The organism is Xanthomonas sp. NCPPB 3583, from assembly GCF_041475715.2.
GTDB classification, from domain to species: Bacteria; Pseudomonadota; Gammaproteobacteria; order Xanthomonadales; family Xanthomonadaceae; genus Xanthomonas; species Xanthomonas euvesicatoria.
The window spans coordinates 1109706-1131074 of record NZ_CM191263.1 but is presented as its reverse complement, the minus strand read 5'-3'; the positions used below and the strand labels follow the sequence as shown (position 1 = coordinate 1131074).

The 21369-nt window shown below is 63.2% G+C and carries 21 protein-coding genes and 1 pseudogene; 8 read left to right on the top strand and 14 right to left on the bottom strand.

The window, feature by feature from the left end:
* The first annotated feature begins 1193 nt into the window (after nt 1-1193).
* Both ACCQ07_RS05050 and ACCQ07_RS05045 read left to right on the top strand, forming a co-directional pair.
* On the top strand, nt 1194-1655 hold the full coding sequence (locus ACCQ07_RS05050) for a cell wall hydrolase (RefSeq protein ID WP_005915848.1): 462 nt from the start codon (nt 1194-1196) through the stop codon (nt 1653-1655).
* Between the two features lie 408 nt (nt 1656-2063).
* Entirely contained in the window at nt 2064-2678 is a 615-nt protein-coding gene (locus ACCQ07_RS05045; protein WP_008571654.1) for a glutathione binding-like protein, read from the top strand.
* A gap of 83 nt (nt 2679-2761) precedes the next feature.
* Here ACCQ07_RS05045 and ACCQ07_RS05040 read toward each other — a convergent pair whose 3' ends face one another.
* Nucleotides 2762-3748: a malate dehydrogenase gene (locus ACCQ07_RS05040; protein WP_008571655.1), complete on the bottom strand. Its 987-nt coding sequence runs from the start codon at nt 3746-3748 to the stop codon at nt 2762-2764.
* Nucleotides 3749-3866: 118 nt separating this feature from the next.
* Nucleotides 3867-4361 carry a peptidylprolyl isomerase gene (locus ACCQ07_RS05035; RefSeq protein ID WP_003486644.1) on the bottom strand — a complete coding sequence of 165 codons (495 nt, stop codon included), beginning with the start codon at nt 4359-4361 and terminating at the stop codon, nt 3867-3869.
* A 241-nt stretch (nt 4362-4602) separates the two neighbouring features.
* Between ACCQ07_RS05035 and typA the strand changes: the two genes are divergently transcribed.
* From typA to ACCQ07_RS05020, 3 genes are all read left to right on the top strand, one after another.
* Nucleotides 4603-6432: a translational GTPase TypA gene (typA, locus tag ACCQ07_RS05030; protein WP_003486646.1), complete on the top strand. Its 1830-nt coding sequence runs from the start codon at nt 4603-4605 to the stop codon at nt 6430-6432.
* A gap of 67 nt (nt 6433-6499) precedes the next feature.
* Nucleotides 6500-6919: a DUF2127 domain-containing protein gene (locus ACCQ07_RS05025; RefSeq protein ID WP_008571656.1), complete on the top strand. Its 420-nt coding sequence runs from the start codon at nt 6500-6502 to the stop codon at nt 6917-6919.
* A gap of 104 nt (nt 6920-7023) precedes the next feature.
* On the top strand, nt 7024-8673 hold the full coding sequence (locus tag ACCQ07_RS05020; protein ID WP_372364120.1) for an amidase: 1650 nt from the start codon (nt 7024-7026) through the stop codon (nt 8671-8673).
* Between the two features lie 240 nt (nt 8674-8913).
* On the opposite strand, the gene ACCQ07_RS05015 is transcribed toward ACCQ07_RS05020, so the two are convergent.
* Together ACCQ07_RS05015 and ACCQ07_RS05010 are read right to left on the bottom strand one after the other, a co-directional pair.
* Nucleotides 8914-10041, bottom strand: coding sequence for a mechanosensitive ion channel family protein (locus ACCQ07_RS05015; protein ID WP_008571659.1), 1128 nt, complete (start codon nt 10039-10041; stop codon nt 8914-8916).
* An 85-nt stretch (nt 10042-10126) separates the two neighbouring features.
* Nucleotides 10127-11524: a class II 3-deoxy-7-phosphoheptulonate synthase gene (locus ACCQ07_RS05010; RefSeq protein ID WP_071118679.1), complete on the bottom strand. Its 1398-nt coding sequence runs from the start codon at nt 11522-11524 to the stop codon at nt 10127-10129.
* A gap of 24 nt (nt 11525-11548) precedes the next feature.
* Between ACCQ07_RS05010 and ACCQ07_RS05005 the strand changes: the two genes are divergently transcribed.
* From ACCQ07_RS05005 to ACCQ07_RS04995, 3 genes and pseudogenes are all read left to right on the top strand, one after another.
* Nucleotides 11549-11734 (top strand): hypothetical protein, encoded by a 186-nt coding sequence (locus ACCQ07_RS05005; protein WP_071118680.1) that lies wholly within the window; start codon nt 11549-11551, stop codon nt 11732-11734.
* 35 nt (nt 11735-11769) lie between these two features.
* A complete protein-coding gene (locus ACCQ07_RS05000) occupies nt 11770-13893 on the top strand; it encodes a TonB-dependent receptor (RefSeq protein WP_372363842.1) in 2124 nt (707 codons plus the stop codon).
* Between the two features lie 59 nt (nt 13894-13952).
* Nucleotides 13953-14253, top strand: a pseudogene (locus ACCQ07_RS04995) (hypothetical protein).
* Nucleotides 14254-14398: 145 nt separating this feature from the next.
* On the opposite strand, the gene ACCQ07_RS04990 reads toward ACCQ07_RS04995, so the two are convergent.
* The 10 genes from ACCQ07_RS04990 to rpsE form a co-directional block, all read right to left on the bottom strand.
* Nucleotides 14399-14917, bottom strand: coding sequence for a disulfide bond formation protein B (locus ACCQ07_RS04990; RefSeq protein ID WP_122273219.1), 519 nt, complete (start codon nt 14915-14917; stop codon nt 14399-14401).
* A 440-nt stretch (nt 14918-15357) separates the two neighbouring features.
* Nucleotides 15358-15741 carry a 50S ribosomal protein L17 gene (gene rplQ / locus ACCQ07_RS04985; protein WP_003486665.1) on the bottom strand — a complete coding sequence of 128 codons (384 nt, stop codon included), beginning with the start codon at nt 15739-15741 and terminating at the stop codon, nt 15358-15360.
* A 180-nt stretch (nt 15742-15921) separates the two neighbouring features.
* Nucleotides 15922-16920 (bottom strand): DNA-directed RNA polymerase subunit alpha, encoded by a 999-nt coding sequence (locus ACCQ07_RS04980; protein WP_002811635.1) that lies wholly within the window; start codon nt 16918-16920, stop codon nt 15922-15924.
* Nucleotides 16921-16973: 53 nt separating this feature from the next.
* Nucleotides 16974-17600: a 30S ribosomal protein S4 gene (rpsD, locus tag ACCQ07_RS04975; protein WP_002811641.1), complete on the bottom strand. Its 627-nt coding sequence runs from the start codon at nt 17598-17600 to the stop codon at nt 16974-16976.
* Nucleotides 17601-17615: 15 nt separating this feature from the next.
* Entirely contained in the window at nt 17616-18008 is a 393-nt protein-coding gene (gene rpsK, locus ACCQ07_RS04970) for a 30S ribosomal protein S11 (protein WP_003486671.1), read from the bottom strand.
* A 10-nt stretch (nt 18009-18018) separates the two neighbouring features.
* Nucleotides 18019-18375, bottom strand: a complete 357-nt coding sequence (rpsM, locus tag ACCQ07_RS04965) for a 30S ribosomal protein S13 (RefSeq protein WP_003486672.1) — start codon at nt 18373-18375, stop codon at nt 18019-18021.
* A 332-nt stretch (nt 18376-18707) separates the two neighbouring features.
* The gene (gene secY, locus ACCQ07_RS04960; RefSeq protein WP_008571664.1) at nt 18708-20072 is read right to left on the bottom strand and encodes a preprotein translocase subunit SecY; all 1365 of its coding nucleotides are present in this window, start codon (nt 20070-20072) and stop codon (nt 18708-18710) included.
* Between the two features lie 7 nt (nt 20073-20079).
* Nucleotides 20080-20523, bottom strand: a complete 444-nt coding sequence (rplO, locus tag ACCQ07_RS04955; protein ID WP_003486676.1) for a 50S ribosomal protein L15 — start codon at nt 20521-20523, stop codon at nt 20080-20082.
* Between the two features lie 4 nt (nt 20524-20527).
* Entirely contained in the window at nt 20528-20719 is a 192-nt protein-coding gene (gene rpmD / locus ACCQ07_RS04950) for a 50S ribosomal protein L30 (protein ID WP_003486678.1), read from the bottom strand.
* On the bottom strand, nt 20712-21254 hold the full coding sequence (rpsE, locus tag ACCQ07_RS04945; protein WP_003486682.1) for a 30S ribosomal protein S5: 543 nt from the start codon (nt 21252-21254) through the stop codon (nt 20712-20714). The genes rpmD and rpsE overlap by 8 nt, the downstream gene beginning before the upstream one ends.
* Nucleotides 21255-21369: the final 115 nt, after the last annotated feature.

The following is a 21369-nucleotide window of genomic DNA, read 5'->3' as shown; positions in this document are numbered from 1 at the left end:
GCCCGATGCATCGTCACCGCGCGCACTGCCGCCTGCCATATTGCGTGCCTGCACGACAGCACATTTCGACACGCGCCTGCCTGGTAGACGGCCGGGCACTTCGCGCACCTGAAACGCGCTCGGGTCGATGCTTGTTTCTTGCGTTGTCGATTCGCAGTTACCGCGAGAGCATCAACGCGGTTATGGGATGCGAATACACCGCACGCTTTGTCACTTGGACAAGGAATTTCGAAAGCTGCATGCGCGCGCTGCCGACAGTGCGTGCTGCACTGACTGCAGCACCTGGCGCCTCATCGCCTCCTTCGCCTTGGCGTCCATTCGTTTTGAAACTTATGTGCCTGGCACTTCTGCACTTGAGCTTCTTCGTGCTCTTGCGCGCATAAGCAGGCGACCTCGGAACCCATCGCAACGCACTAGGGCGCATCCCTGGCGCATCGAATGATCGACGAGCTGTCGAAACATGGTCACGCATCCTCCGAACGTCATGCAGTGACGGAAATCGCGTCGTAATGGCAGATAGCTTTCGCTGCAGCGGATGGCGTCTGTGCTGCTTCCGATGGCGTTATCAGCAAGATGCGTCGAGACCGCGCATCTGTACGCATCCAAGATGATGTCTAAATCGCCAAGACTGCAGCACGACGATGTATCTCGGACACGTAGCACTTGCGCCATCGCTGGCGTCACCGCAACGCTCTTTTTCTCGCGCATCCGTGGTCGATGTACGAAACCAATTGCGCAACTCAACTGGACAACACAACAACGCGTGACGAGCGCGTGTAAGAAAAATTCGCTTATGCGGAGGGTGCTTTTTTGGCCGCCAGGCGATCTTCCCAAACCAACGCGCAATGCCGCAGCGTGCGCGATGTGGCAAAAAATTCAGGCAACACAACAGTCGCTGCAACGATGCGACGCAGATGCGATGTTGCGATGCACGCGAGGCTTGTGTGCAGCGCCATGCGTTGCGGGCGGTTGCAGTCGTCAACCCCTCTCATTCAGCCGCGATTGTGTGATCGACGCCTACCTTGCGCCAACTTTTTGACCCACCGCATTTGGTGGGCGCCTTCGGCAGATGGTCTTTCGCCGAAGCATTTGGCGACCGGTGGCAGGTCGCCTCCCCATGACGCCAAGCCCTCTGCACTGGTGCATCCACATTGGATGCTCTGCGGACCGGCCCATACGGAGCAAGGAGTTCTATGAAACTTGTTTGGATACTCTGGCTGTCGCATGTGTTGCCGCAGCCAGCCGCAGATTCGCTGTGTTTGAGCACGACCGTCTATCTGGAAGCGCGCGACCAGACCTTGCGTGGCCAACAGGCCGTTGCAGAAGTTGCGTTGCGTCGCCTGGATAGTGGTTTGTGGGGCGATTCGATGTGTCAGGTGGTCACTGCACGCAAGCAGTTCGCGCCGACGATCGTCGCGCCAGGCACGCAGCTGAAGAACGACGATGCCTGGAACAAGGCATTGGGCGTGGCACTGGCGGCGCAGCGCAACTGGGCATTGCCGGTTGGCCAACGCAAGGAGATCGTGCCGGGCGCCAGCCACTTTGCCGCAAGCGCAATTGCGAGCCCCAGCTGGCGTAATGCCTATCAGGTGGCCACCATCGGCGACCACACGTTCTATCGCGTGCAATCGCTGCGCCCGCGCAACGCGTCCTGAGCGCGGACTGTCGCGGTATCTCTGAGCGTCATACGTCGCTGGGATCGTTGATCATCGAGACGCAGTGCCGCTGCGTTTGACGTGTTTCAAGCGCCTATCTCAAGACGCTCATGCGTCGCATACAACGGACACACTGCACGCATGGCGATCGACCAGCGCGGCAGCAAGCCTTATCAGGCACCGACTCGCTTCCCGCGCCCGGACAGGTTGCAAAGAAGAGCCTGACCAGGCCGGAGCCGCCACGTGCGCGCTGCCAGTTCGGTGATGCCGTTCATATCGGCGCGACACCAGCGCGAGCGAGCCATGGGCCAATGAGCGGCGCCCTGCTGAAGCCCAATTCCCGCTGCGCGCTCCACACGGCATCGTCTGCCCGCTAAGCTTGGGTCTTCATTCCCGCGTGGATCGTCCATGAAGCTGTATACCAAGCCCGGCGCTTGTTCGCTGGCAGATCACATCGTGTTGCGTTGGTCGGGGCTGCCGTTCGACCTGAGCGTGGTCGATGCGGCAACGATGAAATCTCCAGAGTATCTGCGTCTGAATCCGGCAGGCTCGGTGCCATTGCTGATGGTCGACGATTGGGCACTGACCCAGAATGCAGCCATTCTCAATTACATCGCCGACATCGCACCACTCACCGGCCTATCCGGCGATGGCACCGCGCGCAGCCGTGCCGAGATCAATCGGTGGATCGCCTTCGTCAATGCCGACGTGCACCCCACCTTCAAGCCGATCTTCGGCAGCACCGCGTATCTGCAGGACCCGGCGCTGATTGCGCGCAGCCAGGACGATGCGCGCAGCAAATTGCGCACGCTGTACGAGCGCGTCGATGCGCATCTGCAAGGCCGCACCTGGCTCGCCAGCGACAGCCACACCGGTGCCGATGCGTATTTGTTCGTCACCTTGCTGTGGGCGCAGAAAGTTGCGGTGAATCTGGATGGATTGAATGCGCTGCAGGCGTTCGTGCAACGCATGCTGGCCGATGCCGATGTGCAGGCTGCACTCAAGGCCGAAGGCCTGGCCTGACCGCGCAGTCTCTGCCACGCGAGGCGCAATAAAAAAACGCCGGGCAATGCCCGGCGTTTTCATGACAGCAGTGACCGAATAACTCAGCCCAGCAGATGCGCCACGCCGCTGCGCTCTTCTTCCAGCTCGGCCAGGGTCTTGTCGATGTACTTCTGGCTGAAGTCGTCGATCGGCAGATCCTTGACGATGGTGTACTTGCCATTTTCGGTGGTGACCGGGAAGCCGAACATCACGCCTTCCGGAATGCCGTAGGAGCCGTCCGACGGTACGCCCATCGTCACCCACTTGCCGTTGGTGCCCAGCACCCAGTCACGGATGTGGTCGATGGCGGCATTGGCGGCGGAGGCGGCCGAGGACAGGCCACGCGCTTCGATGATCGCTGCGCCGCGCTTGCCCACGGTCGGGATGAAGGTGGAAGCGTTCCACTCCTGGTCGTTGATCGCATCACCGACGGAGGCACCATCGGCGGTGGCGAAACGATAATCCGGGTACATGGTCGGGCTGTGGTTACCCCACACCGCCAGCTTCTCGATGCCGGCAACCGGCTTGCCGAGCTTGGCCGAGAGCTGGCTCAGCGCGCGGTTGTGGTCCAGGCGCAGCATGGCGGTGAAATTCTTCGGGTCCAGGTCCGGCGCCGACTTCATGGCGATGTAGGCGTTGGTGTTGGCCGGGTTGCCGACCACCAGCACCTTCACGTCGCGCTTGGCGACCTTGTTCAGGGCCGCGCCCTGTGCGGTGAAGATCTCCGCATTGGCCAGCAGCAGGTCCTTGCGCTCCATGCCCGGGCCGCGCGGACGCGAACCGACCAGCAGGGCGATATCAACGTCCTTGAAGGCCACTTCGGCGTCGTCGGTACCGACCATGCCGGCCAGCAGCGGAAACGCGCAGTCTTCCAGTTCCATCATCACGCCCTTGAGGGCGGCCTGGGCCTTCTCAATCGGCAGTTCAAGCAACTGCAGAATGACCGGCTGGTCCTTGCCCAGCATTTCGCCGGAAGCGATGCGGAACAGCAGGGCATAGCCGATCTGGCCGGCAGCGCCGGTCACAGCAACACGAACAGGTGCTTTCATGGGGTGTTTCCTCTGCTAAAAAACGTTGGTGGGGGTCGCACGCTGGCGGGGCGCAGGGCTTGGCGGCGCGCGTTGACAAGCGAACGGCCGCACATGGCGGCCGTTCGACAGGATGCGATCAGGCGGCGAGGATCTTGTTCCACTCCGCAACGCGGTCGGCTTTGGCGGCCAGCACGGCGTCGGTGTCGCCTTCGATGGTGAGCGTATTGATGGTGTCGCCCTGGGCAACGCTATCGACCACGTCCAGGCCCTGGGTGACCTTGCCGAACACGGTGTGCTTGCCGTCCAGCCACGGGGTGGCGGTGTGGGTGATGAAGAACTGGCTGCCGTTGGTGTTCGGGCCGGCATTGGCCATGGACAGCACGCCGCGCTCATGGCCGACGCCATTGTTGGTCTCGTCTTCGAAACGGTAGCCCGGGCCGCCGCGGCCGGAACCTTCCGGGCAACCGCCCTGGATCATGAAGTCGGCGATGACGCGATGGAAGCTCAGGCCGTTGTAGAAGCCGCGCTTTGCCAGGTTCACGAAGTTGGCAACCGTCAGCGGGGCCTTGTCCGGGTACAGCTCGACGACGATCGGGCCGCGGGAGGTGTCGAAAGTGGCGATCAGGGACATAGAAATCCTTGCAGGTTCTGGGGTGATCAATAGCCCGCTAGGATACACCCGGGTGCGTGGCCGGCCGCATGGGTACGACCATCGTTCAACGCTCCGGCCCGCTCGGCGCGCGGCCCGTCACGCTGGCTGAATGGGCGATCTGAATCGACTCCGGGCAATCGGCAACGGCAGCGCAACGAAACCGCTATAATGTCGGGCTTACCTCATCTCAAGACTGGCGCCAGACAGGGGCCCTTTCCGCATGTCTATCGAAAAACTCCGCAATATCGCCATCGTCGCGCACGTCGACCATGGCAAGACCACCCTCGTCGACTGCCTGCTGAAGCAGTCCGGCACCCTGTCCGAACGCACCGTGTTGGCTGAACGCGTGATGGACAGCAACGACCAGGAAAAGGAACGTGGCATCACGATCCTGGCCAAGAACACCGCCATCACCTGGCAGGGCAACCGCATCAACATCGTCGACACCCCCGGACACGCCGACTTCGGTGGCGAAGTCGAGCGCGTGCTGTCGATGGTGGACTCGGTGCTGATCCTGGTCGACGCGATGGACGGCCCGATGCCGCAGACCCGCTTCGTGACCCAGAAGGCCTTTGCGATGGGCTTCAAGCCGATCGTGGTGGTCAACAAGATCGACCGTCCCGGCGCACGCCCTGACTGGGTGATCGACCAGGTGTTCGACCTGTTCGACAAGCTCGGCGCCACCGACGAGCAGCTGGATTTCCCGATCGTCTACACCTCCGCACTGAACGGCTACGCCAGCCTGGATTCGGACGTGCGCGAAGGCGACATGACCCCGCTGTACGAAGCGATCATGCAGCACGTCTCGGCCCCGGACGTGGACCCGGACGGCCCGTTCCAGATGCGCATCAGCCAGCTGGACTACAACAACTTCGTCGGCGTGATCGGCATCGGCCGCATCCAGCGCGGCACGTTGAAGAAGAACATGCCGGTCAGCGTGATCGACCGCGAAGGCAAGAAGCGCCAGGGCAAGGTGCTGCAGGTGCTGGGCTTCCTGGGCCTGGAGCGTATTGAGCAGGACACCGCCGAGGCCGGCGACATCGTGGCCATCTCCGGCATCCAGGAACTGACCATCTCTGACACCGTGTGCGCGCTCGATCATCCCGAAGCGCTGCCGGCGCTGACCGTGGACGAACCGACCATCTCGATGACCTTCCAGGTCAACAACTCGCCGTTCGCCGGCAACAAGGACCTGTCCGGCGGCAAGTTCCTGACCAGCCGCCAGCTGCGCGACCGTCTGGACCGCGAGAAAGTGCACAACGTGGCGCTGAAGGTCGAGGAAGGCTCGGACGCCGACAAGTTCCTGGTCTCCGGCCGTGGCGAGCTGCACCTGTCGGTGCTGATCGAAAACATGCGTCGTGAAGGCTACGAGCTGGCCGTGTCGCGTCCGGAAGTGATCATCAAGGAAATCGACGGCAAGTTGATGGAGCCGATCGAGCAGCTGGTGGTGGACATCGAAGAACAGCACCAGGGCGGCGTGATGGAAAAGCTGGGCACCCGCAAGGGCCAGCTGAAGAACATGGAGCCCGACGGCAAGGGCCGCGTGCGTCTGGATTACATGATCCCGGCGCGTGGCCTGATCGGCTTCCAGAACGAATTCCGCACCCTGACCCAGGGCTCGGGCCTGCTGTTTCACGTATTCGACCACTACGGTCCGAAGGAACAGGGCGCCATCGCCAAGCGCCAGAACGGCGTGATGATTGCCAATGCACCGGGTGCGACCCCGGCATATGCCTTGGGGCCGCTGGAAGAGCGTGGCCGCCTGTTCGCCGCCGAAGGCGACAACGTGTACGAAGGCCAGCTGGTGGGTATCCACTCCAAGGACAACGACCTGACCGTCAACGCGATCAAGACCAAGCCGCTGACCAACATGCGCGCCTCGGGCAAGGACGATGCGATCAAGCTGACCCCAGCGATCAAGTACACGCTGGAACAGGCGCTGGACTTCATCGAGGACGACGAGCTGGTGGAAGTCACCCCGAAGGAAATCCGCCTGCGCAAGAAATTCCTGACCGAAAGCGACCGCAAGCGCGCTGGCCGTTCGGGCTGAGTTGTTGAGCTGACGCGTGAGTAACAAACCCTATAGCCCGGATCCGCGCGCGCATCCGGGACTGCATGTGATCGCCTTGCTTGAGGCGGTCAAGGGGACGCTTGCGCTGTTGGCGGCGACGGGCCTGGAAATTCTGGGCCCGCTCCCGCTGCAAAACGCGGTCATCACCCTGATCCGCCGCTTCAACCTGGACCCCGACCACGGCGCACTGCCGTCGTTGCTCAAGACCATCAGCCCCGATGCGGTGCATCTGGCCGCTGCCGCCATGCTGGCCTATGGCTTGCTGCATGTGGTGGAAGCCTGGGGTCTGTGGCGTGCCAAGGCCTGGGCCTCGGTGCTGGGCTGCCTGTCGGCGGCCATCTATCTGCCATTCGATATCTACGCCATCGTGCGTCATCCCGGCTGGACCGCCTGGGGCGTGCTGGCGATCAACCTGCTGGTGGTCGGCGTGCTGGCACGCGACCTGGTGCGACGCCGCCGTCGCTGAGCCTGCCTGCCCGTTGGCGGGCACGTCCTTACGTTGTCACCCCGACGCAGCGCCGTTAGCCTGCGACTTCTCCCCGGGGACGACCATCCATGCGATCCACCCTTTTGTCCTTCGCGCTGCTTGCCGCGCTGTGCGGCTGTGTGCATGCCGATGATCCGTCGCGTTCTGCGGCCAGCGCTGCCGACGCGTCCACCGCCCACCCTCTCGATCTGAGCGAGGCCGACGTGGCCGGCCTGCAGGCGCGCATGGCCAGCGGCCAGAGCAGCAGCCTGCAACTGACGCGCGCGTATCTGCAGCGTATTGCCGGCATCGATCGCGCCGGCCCCAGGCTCAACGCGGTGATCGAACTCAATCCACAGGCCGAAGCCGACGCACGCGCCCTGGATGCCGAACGCAAAGCCGGCCACGTGCGTGGGCCGCTGCACGGCATCCCGGTGCTGCTCAAGGACAATATCGACGCGCTGCCGATGGTCAACAGCGCCGGCTCCCTCGCCCTGGCCGAGTTCCGCCCCGCTCGCGATGCGTTTGTGGTGCAGCGCCTGCGCACCGCCGGCGCGGTGATCCTGGGCAAGACCAACCTCAGCGAATGGGCCAATTTCCGCTCCACCCAATCCAGTTCCGGCTGGAGCGGACGCGGGGGGCTCACGCGCAATCCATATGCGCTGGATCGTAATCCCTGCGGCTCCAGTGCCGGCACCGGTGCGGCCATCGCGGCCAGCCTGGCCACCGTCGGCATCGGGACCGAAACCGATGGCAGCATCACCTGTCCGGCATCGGTCAACGGCCTGGTCGGGCTCAAGCCGACCGTTGGCCTGATCAGTCGCGACGGCATCATCCCGATTTCCGCCAGCCAGGACACCGCCGGCCCGATGACCCGCAGCGTCGCCGATGCGGCTGCAGTGCTGCAGGCCATCGCCGCACCCGACCCGCAGGACCCCGCCACCGCCAAGGCACCGGCGACCAGCGTCGATTATCTCGCCCACCTGAAACCCGACAGCCTGCGTGGCGCGCGCCTGGGCCTGTTGCGCAACCCGCTCCGCGAGGATCCGGCAATCGCCGCGGCGCTCGACCGCGCCGTGCAGACGCTGCGTGCCGCAGGCGCCACCGTGGTCGAGACCGCCCTGGTCACCGATGGCAAGTGGGATGCTGCCGAGCAGTTCGTTCTATTGGTCGAATTCAAGGCCGGCTTGAACGCGTATCTGCAGAACCACCACGCGCCTGTGGCGAACCTGGAGCAGTTGATTGCGTTCAATCGCAAGCACGCGCAGCGCGAAATGCCGTACTTCGGGCAGGAATTGTTCGAACAGGCGCAGGCAGCGCCCGGTCTCGACGATGCGGGGTATCTGAGCGCGCGCGCCAACGCCAAGCGATTGGCGGGGCCGGAAGGCATCGACGCAGCCTTGAAGGCAGATCGCCTGGATGCCTTGATCGTGCCCACGACGGGCGCGGCGTGGATCACCACACTCGGCAAGGGCGATACCTTCCCCGGCGCCGGCTATGGTGCCGCGGCGGTGGCCGGCTATCCAAGCCTTAGCGTGCCGATGGGGCAGACCCAGGGCTTGCCACTGGGCCTGTTGTTCATGGGCACGGCCTGGAGCGAGCCGCGCCTGATCGAGCTGGCGTATGCATACGAGCAACGCAGCCATGCGCGCTTTACGCCTGGCTATGCGCCGAGTGCGCCGGCTGCGCCAGGTGGGGCCACGTCAGGCACGACACCCGTCGCGCCTGCGCCCGGTTCGCGCCAGCATGATTGACCGCCGTTATACCTGGCGCCCAACAAGAATGCCCTGGCGGGCGCTTGTGCAACTGCCTGCCGAACACATTCGATGCCGGCAGTTGCGCAATACCACCCGATAAAAGCAGTCCCACAAACGCAACGAGCGTCGCCAGGCGGGCGTGGGCGGCGCGCAAGAACCGCCTGTCCGCGGAATACATGCCGGTTTCGGGCACCGGCCGCACGCGCCTGGCAGGGGTGCAGTCGTTTTCTTGGCGCGCTAGATGCTGGCCGCAGGCTCGCCGTCTTCTGCGCCCGGCGAGCGCACGCTCTCCTGTGCAATCGGCTCGGCAGGGCGTGATGGCGTTCTTTCCTGCGTTGCGATTTCGGCGCGCAGCCTCGGCAAGGCATACGCATGCTCGCGGGTCAGGAAATCGATCATGCGTTCGCGCACCAGGCAGCGCAGATCAAAGGCATCGCCGGAATTGCGCGCGCTCACCAGCAGTCGCACCTGGATGGTGTTGTCGCTGGTGTCGGTAATCTGGGTCACGCACACGCGGCCGTCCCATAGCGGCTCGCTGTGGCAGATACGCTCCAGTTCCGCACGTACCGCTGCAATCGGCGTACGGTAATCCAGCCACAGGAACGCTGTGCCGAGCAGATCGGCACTGCTGCGCGTCCAGTTCTGAAATGGGTTTTCAATCCACCAGGTCAGCGGCACCACCATGCGGCGCTCGTCCCAGATCCGCACCACCACGTACGAGCTGCCGATCTCTTCGATGCGGCCCCACTCGCCTTCCACGATCACTACATCATCCAGGCGAATCGGCTGGGTCAGTGCAATCTGCAAACCGGCGATCAGGTTGCCGAACACCGGCTTGGCCGCGATACCGGCCACCAGCCCGATGATGCCGGCCGACGCCAGCAAGGTCTTGCCGATCTGGCGTACCTGCGGGAAGGTCAGCAGCACCACCGAAATGCCGAGCAAGATCACCGTGCCCATCAGCACGCGGCTCAGCACCCGCGTCTGGGTCTGGATGCGCCGCGCGGTGAGGTTGTCCGACACCTCGATCGGATTGCTGCGCAAGATCGCCGCCTCGCCGGCGGCCACCGCGCGTACCAGCAACCAGGTGACGCAGCCGACGATTCCCAGGTGCAGCAGATGCTGCACCGCTGCCAGCGCCTTGCCGGCCAACGGGGTCGCTTCGGTGGCAACCCCCAGAAACAACAGCGGCAAGATAAACGCCGCCGGTAGCGTGATCACGCGAATGATGCGCGCACGGCGGTAGTCGCGACCCTGCATGCGGCGAAACAGCCACAGCATCAACGACCAGGTGACGATGCCCGCCAGCAGCGAGGCACCGAGCGGAATTGCATATTCGCGGATGACGTTCCAATCGGCAGTCAAACCGTTCCTCCTGTGGGGGGAAAGAGGGATGGCTGCCAGAGCATGCCGCACGCGGCATGAGCATCACGTCATGCGCACACGTTGATCATCCGCCCAGCGGCTGCGACGCCACCTGTTGTTGCTTGCGCACGATCGCCATCGCAATTTCCAGCGACTGTTCGTAGTTCAGCCGCGGATCCACGCTGGAGCGATACGCCCGTTCCAGATCGCGCTCGGTGAGCTCGCGCGCACCGCCGGTGCATTCGGTGACATCTTCGCCGGTAAGTTCCAGGTGCACGCCACCCAGCCGCGTGCCGGCAGCCGCATGTAGGTCGAAGGAGGTCTCCACTTCGTTGCGGATATTGTCGAAACGCCGCGTTTTATAGCCATTTCCGGTGCTTTCGGTATTGCCATGCATCGCATCGCACACCCACAGCACCCGCCGCCCGTCGCGCTTGACCGCATCCAGCAACGGCGGCAACTTGTCGGCGATCTGCGCCGCGCCCATGCGATGGATGAAGCTCAAACGCCCGGGCTCGTCCTCGGGATTGAGCACATCGATCAGGCGCAGCAGCTGGTCCGGCTGCACCGACGGCCCCACCTTGATCGCAATCGGGTTACGCACGCCGCGCAGGTATTCCACGTGCGCGCCATCCAGCGCGGCCGTCCGCATCCCGATCCACGGGTAGTGCGTGCTGAGATTGAACCAGCCCCACTGACGCGGCACCTGACGGGTCAGGCCTTCTTCGTACGGCAGCAACAACGCCTCGTGCGAGGTGTAGAAATCGATGCGATTGAGGTTGTACACCTCTGCCCCGGACAGCGTTTCCATGAAGCGCACGGCGTCGCCGATCGAGGCAACCATCTTCTGGTAGTCCGCCGCCAGCGGCGAATAGCCCACCCAGTCCAGATTCCAGTATTCGGGGTGATGCAGGTCGGCGAAGCCGCCGTCGATCAACGCGCGCACGAAGTTCATCGTCATTGCCGAGCGCGAATGTGCGGTGATCATGCGGCGCGGGTCGGGCACGCGCGCGGCCTCGGTGAAGGCCGGCGCATTGATCACATCGCCGCGATAGCTCGGCAAGGTCACGCCATCGCGCGTTTCGGTGTCGGCCGAGCGCGGCTTGGCGTATTGCCCGGCAAAGCGACCCACCCGCACCACTGGCAAATGCAGGCCGTGCACCAGCACCAGGCTCATTTGCAGCAGCACCTTCAAACGGTTGGAGATGGTGCCCGATTCGCAATCGCTGAAATTTTCGGCGCAATCGCCACCCTGCAGCAGGAAGCGCTTGCCTTCCTGCGCTTCGGCCAGCTGGCGCTTGAGCGCAAAGATTTCCCACGAGGTCACCAGCGGCGGCAGCCGCCCCAACTCGTGCATGGCCGCCTGCAGCGCGTTCTCATCCGGGTACACCGGCAGCTGCAATGCAGGTTTGCCGCGCCAGCTGTCCGGCGCCCACGCTGCGGCGGCCGAATCGGTAGCGGAAGTGGCAGCGGAAAGATTCATGAAAGGACTCCTAGGCAGCCTGCGATGTTCGCAGAGCCGGAACGCTACGCAAAGCGCCTGGAGGCCAATGGCACCGAATTGCCGCCGCGTCCGTCCGACGTGCGGTCGCGCGCCGGCCCTTTCGACCTGAACAGCAAACAACATCGCTCGTCGAGCCATGACTTTCGACCTACGCTAGCGCTCGCCAAAGCGCTCAACGTTACAAAATAACAACACCCTCCCCTCACCCGCCTCGCGAAACTGCCATGACTCCTCGTCTTCTGTCTGCTGCCATCACCGCCGCCCTGCTGGCCGCCCCCATCGGTGCGGCGTTTGCCGCCGATGCCGACTCCGAACGCACGACCGATCTGGACACGGTCAACGTGATCGCCAAGCTCGAGGCGGCGCGCAATGCCCTGTCACCGGACATCGGCAGCAGCCAATTTGCCATCACCGCTGACGATATCGATCGCCTGCCGCTCGGCGCGGCGACTCCACTCAATCAGGTCCTGCTGCAGGCGCCGGGCGTGGTACAGGATTCCTACGGCGGCATTCACGTCCGCGGCGACCACGCCAACCTGCAGTACCGCATCAACGGGGTGATGATTCCCGAATCCATCTCCGGTTTCGGCCAGAGTCTGGAGCCGCGCATCATCAAGAACCTCAAGCTGCTCGATGGTGCGCTGCCGGCGCAGTTCGGCGACCGCACCGCAGCCGTGGTCGACATCACCACCAAGAGCGGTGCCGAACTCGGCAATGGCGGCAGCGTCGGCATCACCGCCGGCTCATTCGGCACCATCAACCCCAACGCCTCGCTGTGGGGCAGCAGCGGGCGTTGGAGCTGGTTCGTCAGCGGCGATTACGACCAGAACAAGAATGGCCTGGAAAACCCGGTCGACAGCCTCAACCCCATCCACGACAAAACCCATCAGGGCAAGGGCTTCGCCGATCTGACCTACCTGGTCAACGAGAACACCCGTCTCAGCCTGCTGGTCGGCTACGCGAACAACCGCTTCCAGATCCCCAACAATCCGGGGCAGACGCCAGCCTTCGATTACCTGGGCACCACCGATTTCGACTCCTCGCGCCTGGACGAGAACCAGCGCGAAAACACCCGTTTCGGCACCCTGGCCCTGCAAGGCACGCTCGGCGACACCAACTATCAGCTCTCCGCCGGCCAGCGTTACAGCAGCGTCGCCTTCTCCCCCGACGTCGCCGGCGACCTGATCTTCAACGGCATCGCCTCGCGGGTGGACCGCAGCAACCGCGCCAATACCGTGCAGGCGGACTTCGCAACGCCATGGGGCGGCTCGCATACGCTGCGCTACGGCGTATACGGCAATTTCGAACACGCCATCGCCAGCAACAATTCGTATGTCTTCCCCGCCAACGACGACGGCAGCCAGAGCAGCAACGTGCCGCTGTTCATTCCCGACGGCAGCCGTTTCCATGCCAGCACCTACGCGCTCTACCTGCAGGACGAGTGGAAGATCGGCGAAGATTGGACCGTCAATTACGGGTTGCGCGGCGACAAGTACAAGGCCTTCGGCACGACCGAAGGTCAGCTCAGCCCGCGCCTGGGCGTCATCTGGCGCGCCACCGACAGCACCACCGTGCATGCCGGATACGCGCGTTACTTCACCCCGCCGGCCAGCGAGCTGATCTCCACCAGCGACATCGCGCTCTACGACGGCACCACCAACCAGCAGTCGGCCGGTGACGGCCCGACCACGCCACTGAGCGAACGTAGCGACTACTACGACCTGGGCATCTCGCAAGTGGTCACCGACCATCTGACGCTTGGCCTGGACACCTATTACCGCAAGGCCGACCGGCTGCAGGACGAAGGCCAGTTCGGTGCCGCCTATATCTATTCCACCTTCAATTACCGCTATGGCCGCATCCGCGGCGCCGAATTCAGCGCCGACTACACCAACGGGCCGGTGACGGCATATTTCAACCTCGCCTACAGCAAAGCCATGGGCAAGCGGGTCATGACCAGCCTGTACAACTTCGATCCGGATGCGCTGGCCTACACCTACGACAACTGGATCCACCTGGATCACGACCAGAAGCTGACCTCGTCCGGCGGCATCAACTACGCCTTCAGCGAAGGCAGCAAGGTCGGCCTCAACTATCTGTTCGGCAGCGGCTTGCGCACCGATACCGACACCGTGCCCAACGGCGCCTCGCTTCCGTCGTACTTCCAGTTGAATGCCAGCGTCGGCCACGACTTCGACGTCAATACGCATCCGCTGCATGTGCAACTGGCCGCGGTCAATGTCCTCAACCGCAGCTACCAGTTGCGCGATGGCGGCGGTATCGGCGTCTTCGCGCCGCAGTGGGCGCCGCGCCGCGGCGTCTATGTGAGCCTGCAGCAGGACTTCTGACGCGGTGCAAGGCGGCGAATGGACCGGAACAACACCGGCCCATTCGTTGCCGAAGTCCGATGACCAAGCCTGCAGCACGGCTGGCCACGCTGCGGACCGCCTGCATGGCTGACGCGCATCGTTTGGCAGACACGTAAATATCGGCTTATCGATTGAAGCGATGCCGCGATCGACCAGCGCTAGCCAGCGGAAAGAGCCAGGAATCAGTCACGTCTTCGATGTCGTTCTTGGCACTCGCGGTCGACACGCCGCAGACGCATGCAAGCGGCAGCAACGGCATCCAGTATCAAGGCCAGGAAGCAGACGCGTCGAGCAAGCGCAGCGCAGGTCGGGCGCCTTGCGACGAATCAAGCCGCCTGACCTGCAGCGGATCAGGCAGCCCTTCAACCGCCAACCGCGCAGCAGCCTCGCCTAAGCAGCGCACAGCGCCCGTTGCCCGTCACGATCCCACTGCACGCCTACAACGCTGCCGCAGGGCTTTGCAAGCCGCTAGCCCTGTCATGCGTCAGTGATGGACCGAGCTACGCCGCGCCTTGAAGCCCGCGTACAGCGCCCACAGCGCCAACCCCACGAACCACACCATGCTCCACATGGGCATGCTCAACCCGAGGAAGCGCCAATCGATATTGCCGCAATCACCGGTGCCGGTCAGCACGGTGCGGAACACCTCGAAGGGCCCCATGGTCTCGCTCAGAAAGCTCAACGGCGGCCCGCACGAAGACATCATGTCCTTGGGCCGGATCTGCACCCACACATGCCGCGCAGCGATGCCCATGCCCACGCCCGCGGCGATGAAACTCAAGACCCCATAGACCTTGCGCCCGGCGGCGGCACGCGGCCCATGCAGCGCGCCGAGCAGAAAAAACAGGGCCAGCGCCGCGAAGGCGATCCGTTGGAAGATGCACAGCGGGCAAGGCTCCAGACCCAGATGCAACTGCACATAGATCGCGTAAGCCAGCAATCCTGCGCATGCAAGAAAGCCCAGCAGAAACTGCGCCCGGAAACTCCAGCGAAATGGATTCATCGTCACTGCTTGCCTTGGGTCAAGTCGTCGATTATCAGCCATCGCCACGGCCGTGACCACGCATGCCTGAGCGGGCGGTCCAATCGCGCGGCGTGTGGTGCTTGTGCGCTGCATCGCCGCCGCGGCACGGAGTGACACGCATGCGATGTCCGAAAGACCAGGGCCCACCGCACGCCCACCCGCGAGCGGCAATCCAAAGTCCGCAAGCCGTCGTCGACCAGCCGGAAGGAGATTGCAATTGGCCGAGCAAGCGGCAGCGCCTGCACTGGCACATAGGCTTTGGCGACGTCGCCCTGCTTGCTGCGTAACGCACACATCCACGCGCACGCACGCGTGCCCGTGCAGTCGACAGCCGTCGGCAGACACGCAGTTTCGAGCAGCCAACAAAAAAGCCCGGCGTCAGCCGGGCTTCTTCGAGAATCTGTGCAGCAGCGATCCGATTACTCGGCCACTTCTTCGGCGACGACCGGACGGTCGACCAGCTCGACATACGCCATCGGCGCATTGTCGCCGGCACGGAAGCCGGCCTTCAGGATGCGCAGGTAGCCGCCGGGACGGGTCGCGTAACGCGGGCCCAGTTCGACGAACAGCTTGCCCACGGCTTCCTTGTCGCGCAGGCGGGCGAACGCCAGACGGCGGTTGGCAACGCCATCGACCTTGCCGATGGTGATCAGCGGCTCGGCGACGCGACGCAGTTCCTTGGCCTTCGGCAAGGTGGTCTTGATCAGCTCGTGCTTGAACAGCGAGGCGGCCATATTGCGGAACATGGCTTCGCGATGCGCGCTGGTGCGGTTGAACTTACGGCCGGATTTCTGGTGACGCATGAGTATGGTTTCCTAGGGAATGTTGAGACTGCTTGAGAAACGTTGTCGCCATCCTGGCGCTGTTGAATGGACTGCGGTTGGTCCGAGCCGGCCGTCCTTGAACCGGATGTCATCGCAGGCTTTAACCCGTCGATGTAGAAAACAAACATGGGCGCCCGAAGACGCCCATGCCTTGATGCATTAACCAAGCATGCCGTGCTGGGCGACACCGGCCGGCGGCCAGTTCTCCAGCTTCATGCCCAGCGCAAGGCCGCGCTGTGCCAGCACTTCCTTGATTTCTGTCAGCGACTTCTTGCCCAGATTCGGGGTCTTGAGCAGCTCGACTTCGGTCTTCTGGATCAGATCGCCGATGTAGTAGATGCTCTCGGCCTTGAGGCAGTTGGCCGAACGCACGGTCAGCTCGAGGTCGTCGATCGGGCGCAGCAGCACCGGATCCACGCCGCTGGCAGCCGGCTTGGCCGCACCGCGATCGCGGTGGGTGAAATCGCCGAACACCGACAGCTGATCGCTGAGGATGTCGGCGGCGGTGCGCACGGCTTCCTCGGCATCGATCGTGCCGTTGGTTTCGATATCGATGACCAGCTTGTCGAGGTCGGTACGCTGTTCGACGCGCGCAGCTTCCACGGCGTAGGCAACGCGACGCACCGGCGAGAACGACGCATCCAGCATCAGACGACCGATGGTGCGGGTCTCTTCATCCGGGCGACGACGCGCAGCAGCCGGCTGGTAGCCAAAGCCACGCTCGATCTTCAGGCGCATGTTCAATGCGGTGTCTTTGGTCAGGTGGCAGATCACGTGGTCGCCGTTGATGATCTCAACGTTGTGATCGGTCCTGATGTCTGCCGCAGTGACCGTACCCGGACCCTGCTTGGACAACGACAGCGTGGCGCTGTCGCCACTGTGCATACGAATCGCCACGTCTTTCAGGTTCAGCAGGACGTCAAGCACGTCTTCCTGCAAACCTTCCACCGTGGTGTACTCGTGCAGCACGCCGTCGATCTCGACCTCGGTGATCGCAAAACCGGGGATCGACGACAACAACACACGACGCAGGGCATTGCCCAGCGTGTGCCCGTAACCGCGCTCCAAGGGTTCGATCACGACCTTGGCACGGTTGTCGGTAAGACGTTCGATCTGCGGACCACGGGGGCGCAGAACCTGGTTGGCGGTAACCGTCATGTTGCGGGGTCTCCTGCGAACCTCCGGCAGTACCGGAGGTTCTCCAATGTGAATTACTTCGAATACAACTCGACGATCAGCGCTTCGTTGATATCCGAAGGCAGGTCAGCGCGATCCGGAACGGCCTTGAACACGCCGCTGAACTTCTTCGAATCGACTTCAACCCACGACGGCGTCATGTCGTGCTGCTCAGCCACGGTCAGGGCTTCCTGCACGCGGAGCTGCTTCTGTGCCTTTTCCGACAGCGTGATCGCATCGCCAGCCTTGATCTGGTACGAGGCCAGATTCACCGACTTGCCGTTGACCAGCACGCCACGGTGCGACACCAGCTGGCGCGCGGCCGGACGGGTGACGGCAAAGCCCATGCGGTAGCAGACGTTGTCCAGACGGGTTTCCAACAACTGCAGCAGGTTCTCGCCGGTGTTGCCCTTCTTGGTCGAGGCCTTCTTGTAGTAGTTGCGGAACTGACGTTCCAGCAGACCGTAGATACGCTTGACCTTCTGCTTTTCGCGCAGCTGGGTGGCGTAGTCGGAGAGCTTGCCCTTGCGAGCCGCACCGTGCTGGCCGGGCTTCTGCTCAAGCTTGCACTTGGAGTCCAGCGCACGCGCCGGGCTCTTGAGGGAAAGGTCGGCGCCTTCGCGACGCGCGAGCTTACAGGTAGGACCGATATAACGAGCCATTTCTTATCGCTCCCTTTAGACGCGACGCTTCTTCGGCGGACGGCACCCGTTGTGCGGGATTGGCGTCACGTCGATGATGTTGGTGATCTTGTAGCCCACGTTGTTCAACGAACGCACGGCCGACTCACGGCCCGGACCCGGACCCTTGATACGCACTTCCAGCGACTTCACGCCGTAATCGAGCGCAGCGCGGCCAGCCTTCTCGGCGGCAACCTGGGCAGCGAACGGGGTCGACTTGCGCGAACCACGGAAACCGGCGCCGCCGGACGTAGCCCACGACAGCGCGTTGCCCTGGCGATCGGTGATGGTGACGATGGTGTTGTTGAACGAAGCGTGGACGTGAGCGACGCCGTCAGTGATGACGCGCTTGATCTTCTTCTTCGTTTTCTTTTCTGCTGGCTTGGCCATGATCTATCCCTTACTTCCTGATCGCCTTGCGCGGACCCTTACGGGTGCGGGCGTTGGTACGGGTGCGCTGACCACGCAGCGGGAGACCACGGCGATGACGCAGACCGCGATAGCAGCCCAGGTCCATCAGTCGCTTGATCGCGATACCGATTTCGCGGCGCAGGTCGCCTTCGACGACATACTTGCCGACTTCGGCGCGCAGGCGCTCGATTTCGGGTTCGGACAGATCACGAATCTTCGTGGTCGAGGTAACGCCTGCGGATTCGCAGAGCTTCTTCGAACGGGTACGGCCGATGCCGTAGATGCTTTGCAACCCGACCCAGACGTGCTTCTGGGCTGGCAGGTTGACGCCTGCAATACGCGCCATGACGCGATTCTCCAACTGAGTGATGGCCCGACAGCGCCCAGGCGCCATCCGGCAGGATGGATCAAAAGTGAACTCGGAATTATAGCAAGGCCTCGGATTGCTTTGAAGCCCGTGAAACCAGAGGTTCCATGGACCCGGCGTGGGGAGTGTGCCCTCGCTCCGGCGCCGGACGATGTTGATCCAGAAAACTGCTCCGAATCGCCTGTGCTACTCCCGCACAGGACCACCCCGTCACACCCGCGCGCGAGACGTCGCGCGAGCCGCCCTTCTGATCGGAAGATCGTGGCCCGGGAACCGGGCCGTCTTCACGCAATGAAGATCTAGTGTACCACTTAACCGCGCGCAAGACCGCCGCGCGAGCCGCCCTTGAGGTTGGCCTTCTTCAGCAAGCTCTCATACTGGTGCGACATCAGATGCGCCTGAATCTGCGCAATGAAGTCCATCACCACGACCACTGCAATCAACAGCGAGGTGCCGCCGAAGTGGAACGAGGTGCCGAGCTGCGTGCGCATGATTTCCGGCAACAGGCACACGATCACCAGGTACAGCGAACCGGCCGCGGTCAGGCGCGTCAGCACGCCATCGACGTAGTCGGCGGTGGCCTTGCCAGGACGGATGCCCGGAATCAGCGCGCCCGACTTCTTGAGGTTGTCGGCGGTTTCCTGCGAGTTGAACACCAGCGCAGTGTAGAAGAACGCAAAACCGATGATCAGCGCAGCGAAGACCAGCATGTGCACCGGCTCACCGGGCCCAAGCGCGTTGGCGATCTTCTGCAGCCAAGACCCCACCCCACCCGACGCCGCCTGGCCCGACCACATCGACAGCGTCGCCGGGAAAGCGAGGATGCTGGACGCAAAGATCGGCGGAATCACGCCGGCCATGTTGAGCTTGAGCGGCAGGAACGAGGTCTGGTTCATGTACGCATTGCGACCGCCCTGGCGGCGCGCGTAGTTGACCGTGATCCGGCGCTGCCCACGTTCGACAAATACGACGAACAGCGTGAACGCCAGGATCGTGATGACGATCAACAGCAGCGAAATGAAGCTCAGATTGCCTTCGCGGAAGGCTTCGACCGTCTGGATGGCTGCCGACGGCAGGCCAGCCACGATGCCGGCAAAGATGATCAGCGATACGCCGTTACCGATGCCGCGCTCGGTGACCTGCTCGCCTACCCACATCAGGAAGATGGTGCCAGCGGTTAATGCGATCACCGCGGTGAGCACGAAGCCCATGCCCGGCGCATACACCACCGGAGCGCCACCGGGCGCGGTCTGGTTCTGCAGTGCCAGCGCGATACTGCCGCCCTGCACCACAGCCAGCAACACCGCACCGATGCGCGAATACTGGGTGATCTTGCGTCGACCCGACTCGCCTTCCTTCTGCATCGCCTTGAGGGCGGGAAAGATATGCGTGGCCAACTGGATCACGATCGACGCCGAGATGTACGGCATCACGTTCAACGCAAAAATACTGAAACGGTGCAGGGCGCCGCCCGAGAACATGTTGAACATGTCCACGATGCCGCCGCCCTGCGCCTGCATCAACGAAAGCATGGCATCGGGATTCACGCCCGGCACCGGCACATAGCAGCCGATGCGATAGACGATCAATGCCCCGAGGACGAACAGTAGCCGCTGGCGAAGTTCCGTGAACTTGCCGAGCCCGCCACCGAGGTTACCAATGCCAGCCTGCGCCATCTGCCGATTACTCCTCTACGCTGCCGCCGGCAGCTTCGATTGCCGCCTTGGCGCCTGCGGTTGCCGCAACGCCCTTCAGCACGAACTTCTTGCTCAGCTCGCCCTTCAGCACGATCTTCGCCTTCTTGGCGCGGCTCGGGACCAGATTGGCCGCACGCAGCGCTGCGAAGTCGACATCGCCGGCATCCAGCTTGTCCAGCTGGTAGGACAACACTTCTGCGGTATCGCGCGCCATCTTGGAGCGGAAACCGATCTTCGGCAGACGGCGCTGCATCGGGGTCTGGCCGCCTTCGAAGCCGGCCTTGATCTTGCCGCCGCCCTTACGAGCGAACGAGCCCTTGTGACCGCGACCAGCGGTCTTGCCGAGTCCCGAACCGATACCACGACCGACGCGGGTGCGCTCGGTACGGGCGCCGTCGGCCGGCTTGAGGTCATTAAGACGCAGAGTCATGGGATTACTCCTCAACCTTGACGAGGTAATGAACCGTATTGATCAGGCCACGCACCTGCGGGCTGTCCTTCAGTTCACGCACATCGTTCAGCTTATTCAGGCCCAACGCACGCACCGACAGGCGGTGACGCGACTGGGTTCCACGCAGGCCACGCACCAGGCGCACCTTCACGGTCTTGTTGGTGTCCTTAGCCATGGTTGAGCTCCTCCACCTTCTTGCCGCGCTTGGCCGCAACGCGTGCCGGCGACTGCACTTCCGACAGACCCTTCAGGGTCGCACGGACCAGGTTGATCGGATTACGCGAACCGACAGCCTTGGCCAGCACGTTCTTGACGCCAACCGCTTCCAGCACAGCGCGCATGGCGCCGCCTGCGATGACGCCCGTACCTTCCGAAGCCGGCTGCATGTAGACGCGTGCTGCGCCATGGCCGGACTTGACGGCATGCCACAAGGTGCCGTTGTTCAGATCGACAGTGGCCAGATTCTTGCGCGCCTGTTCCATCGACTTCTGGATGGCAACCGGCACTTCGCGCGCCTTGCCGTAACCGAAACCGACCTTACCCAGACCATCGCCGACCACGGTCAGCGCGGTGAAGGTGAACTGGCGACCGCCCTTGACCGTCTTGCTGACGCGATTGACCGCGACCAGCTTTTCGATCATGCCATCGTCGACTTTCTCTTCGCGGTTACGGTCGCGATCACGACCCCGCGGTGCACGTTCTTCTGCCATCTTGATTCCTTGATTGATTGAGTATGTACGGCTCGAAGCCGCTTATGGTTGTGAAGTGAAGCGGTGTTCCCGGCACCGTTGCAAAAGAACGGGACGGTCCGGCATCTCCCTGCCG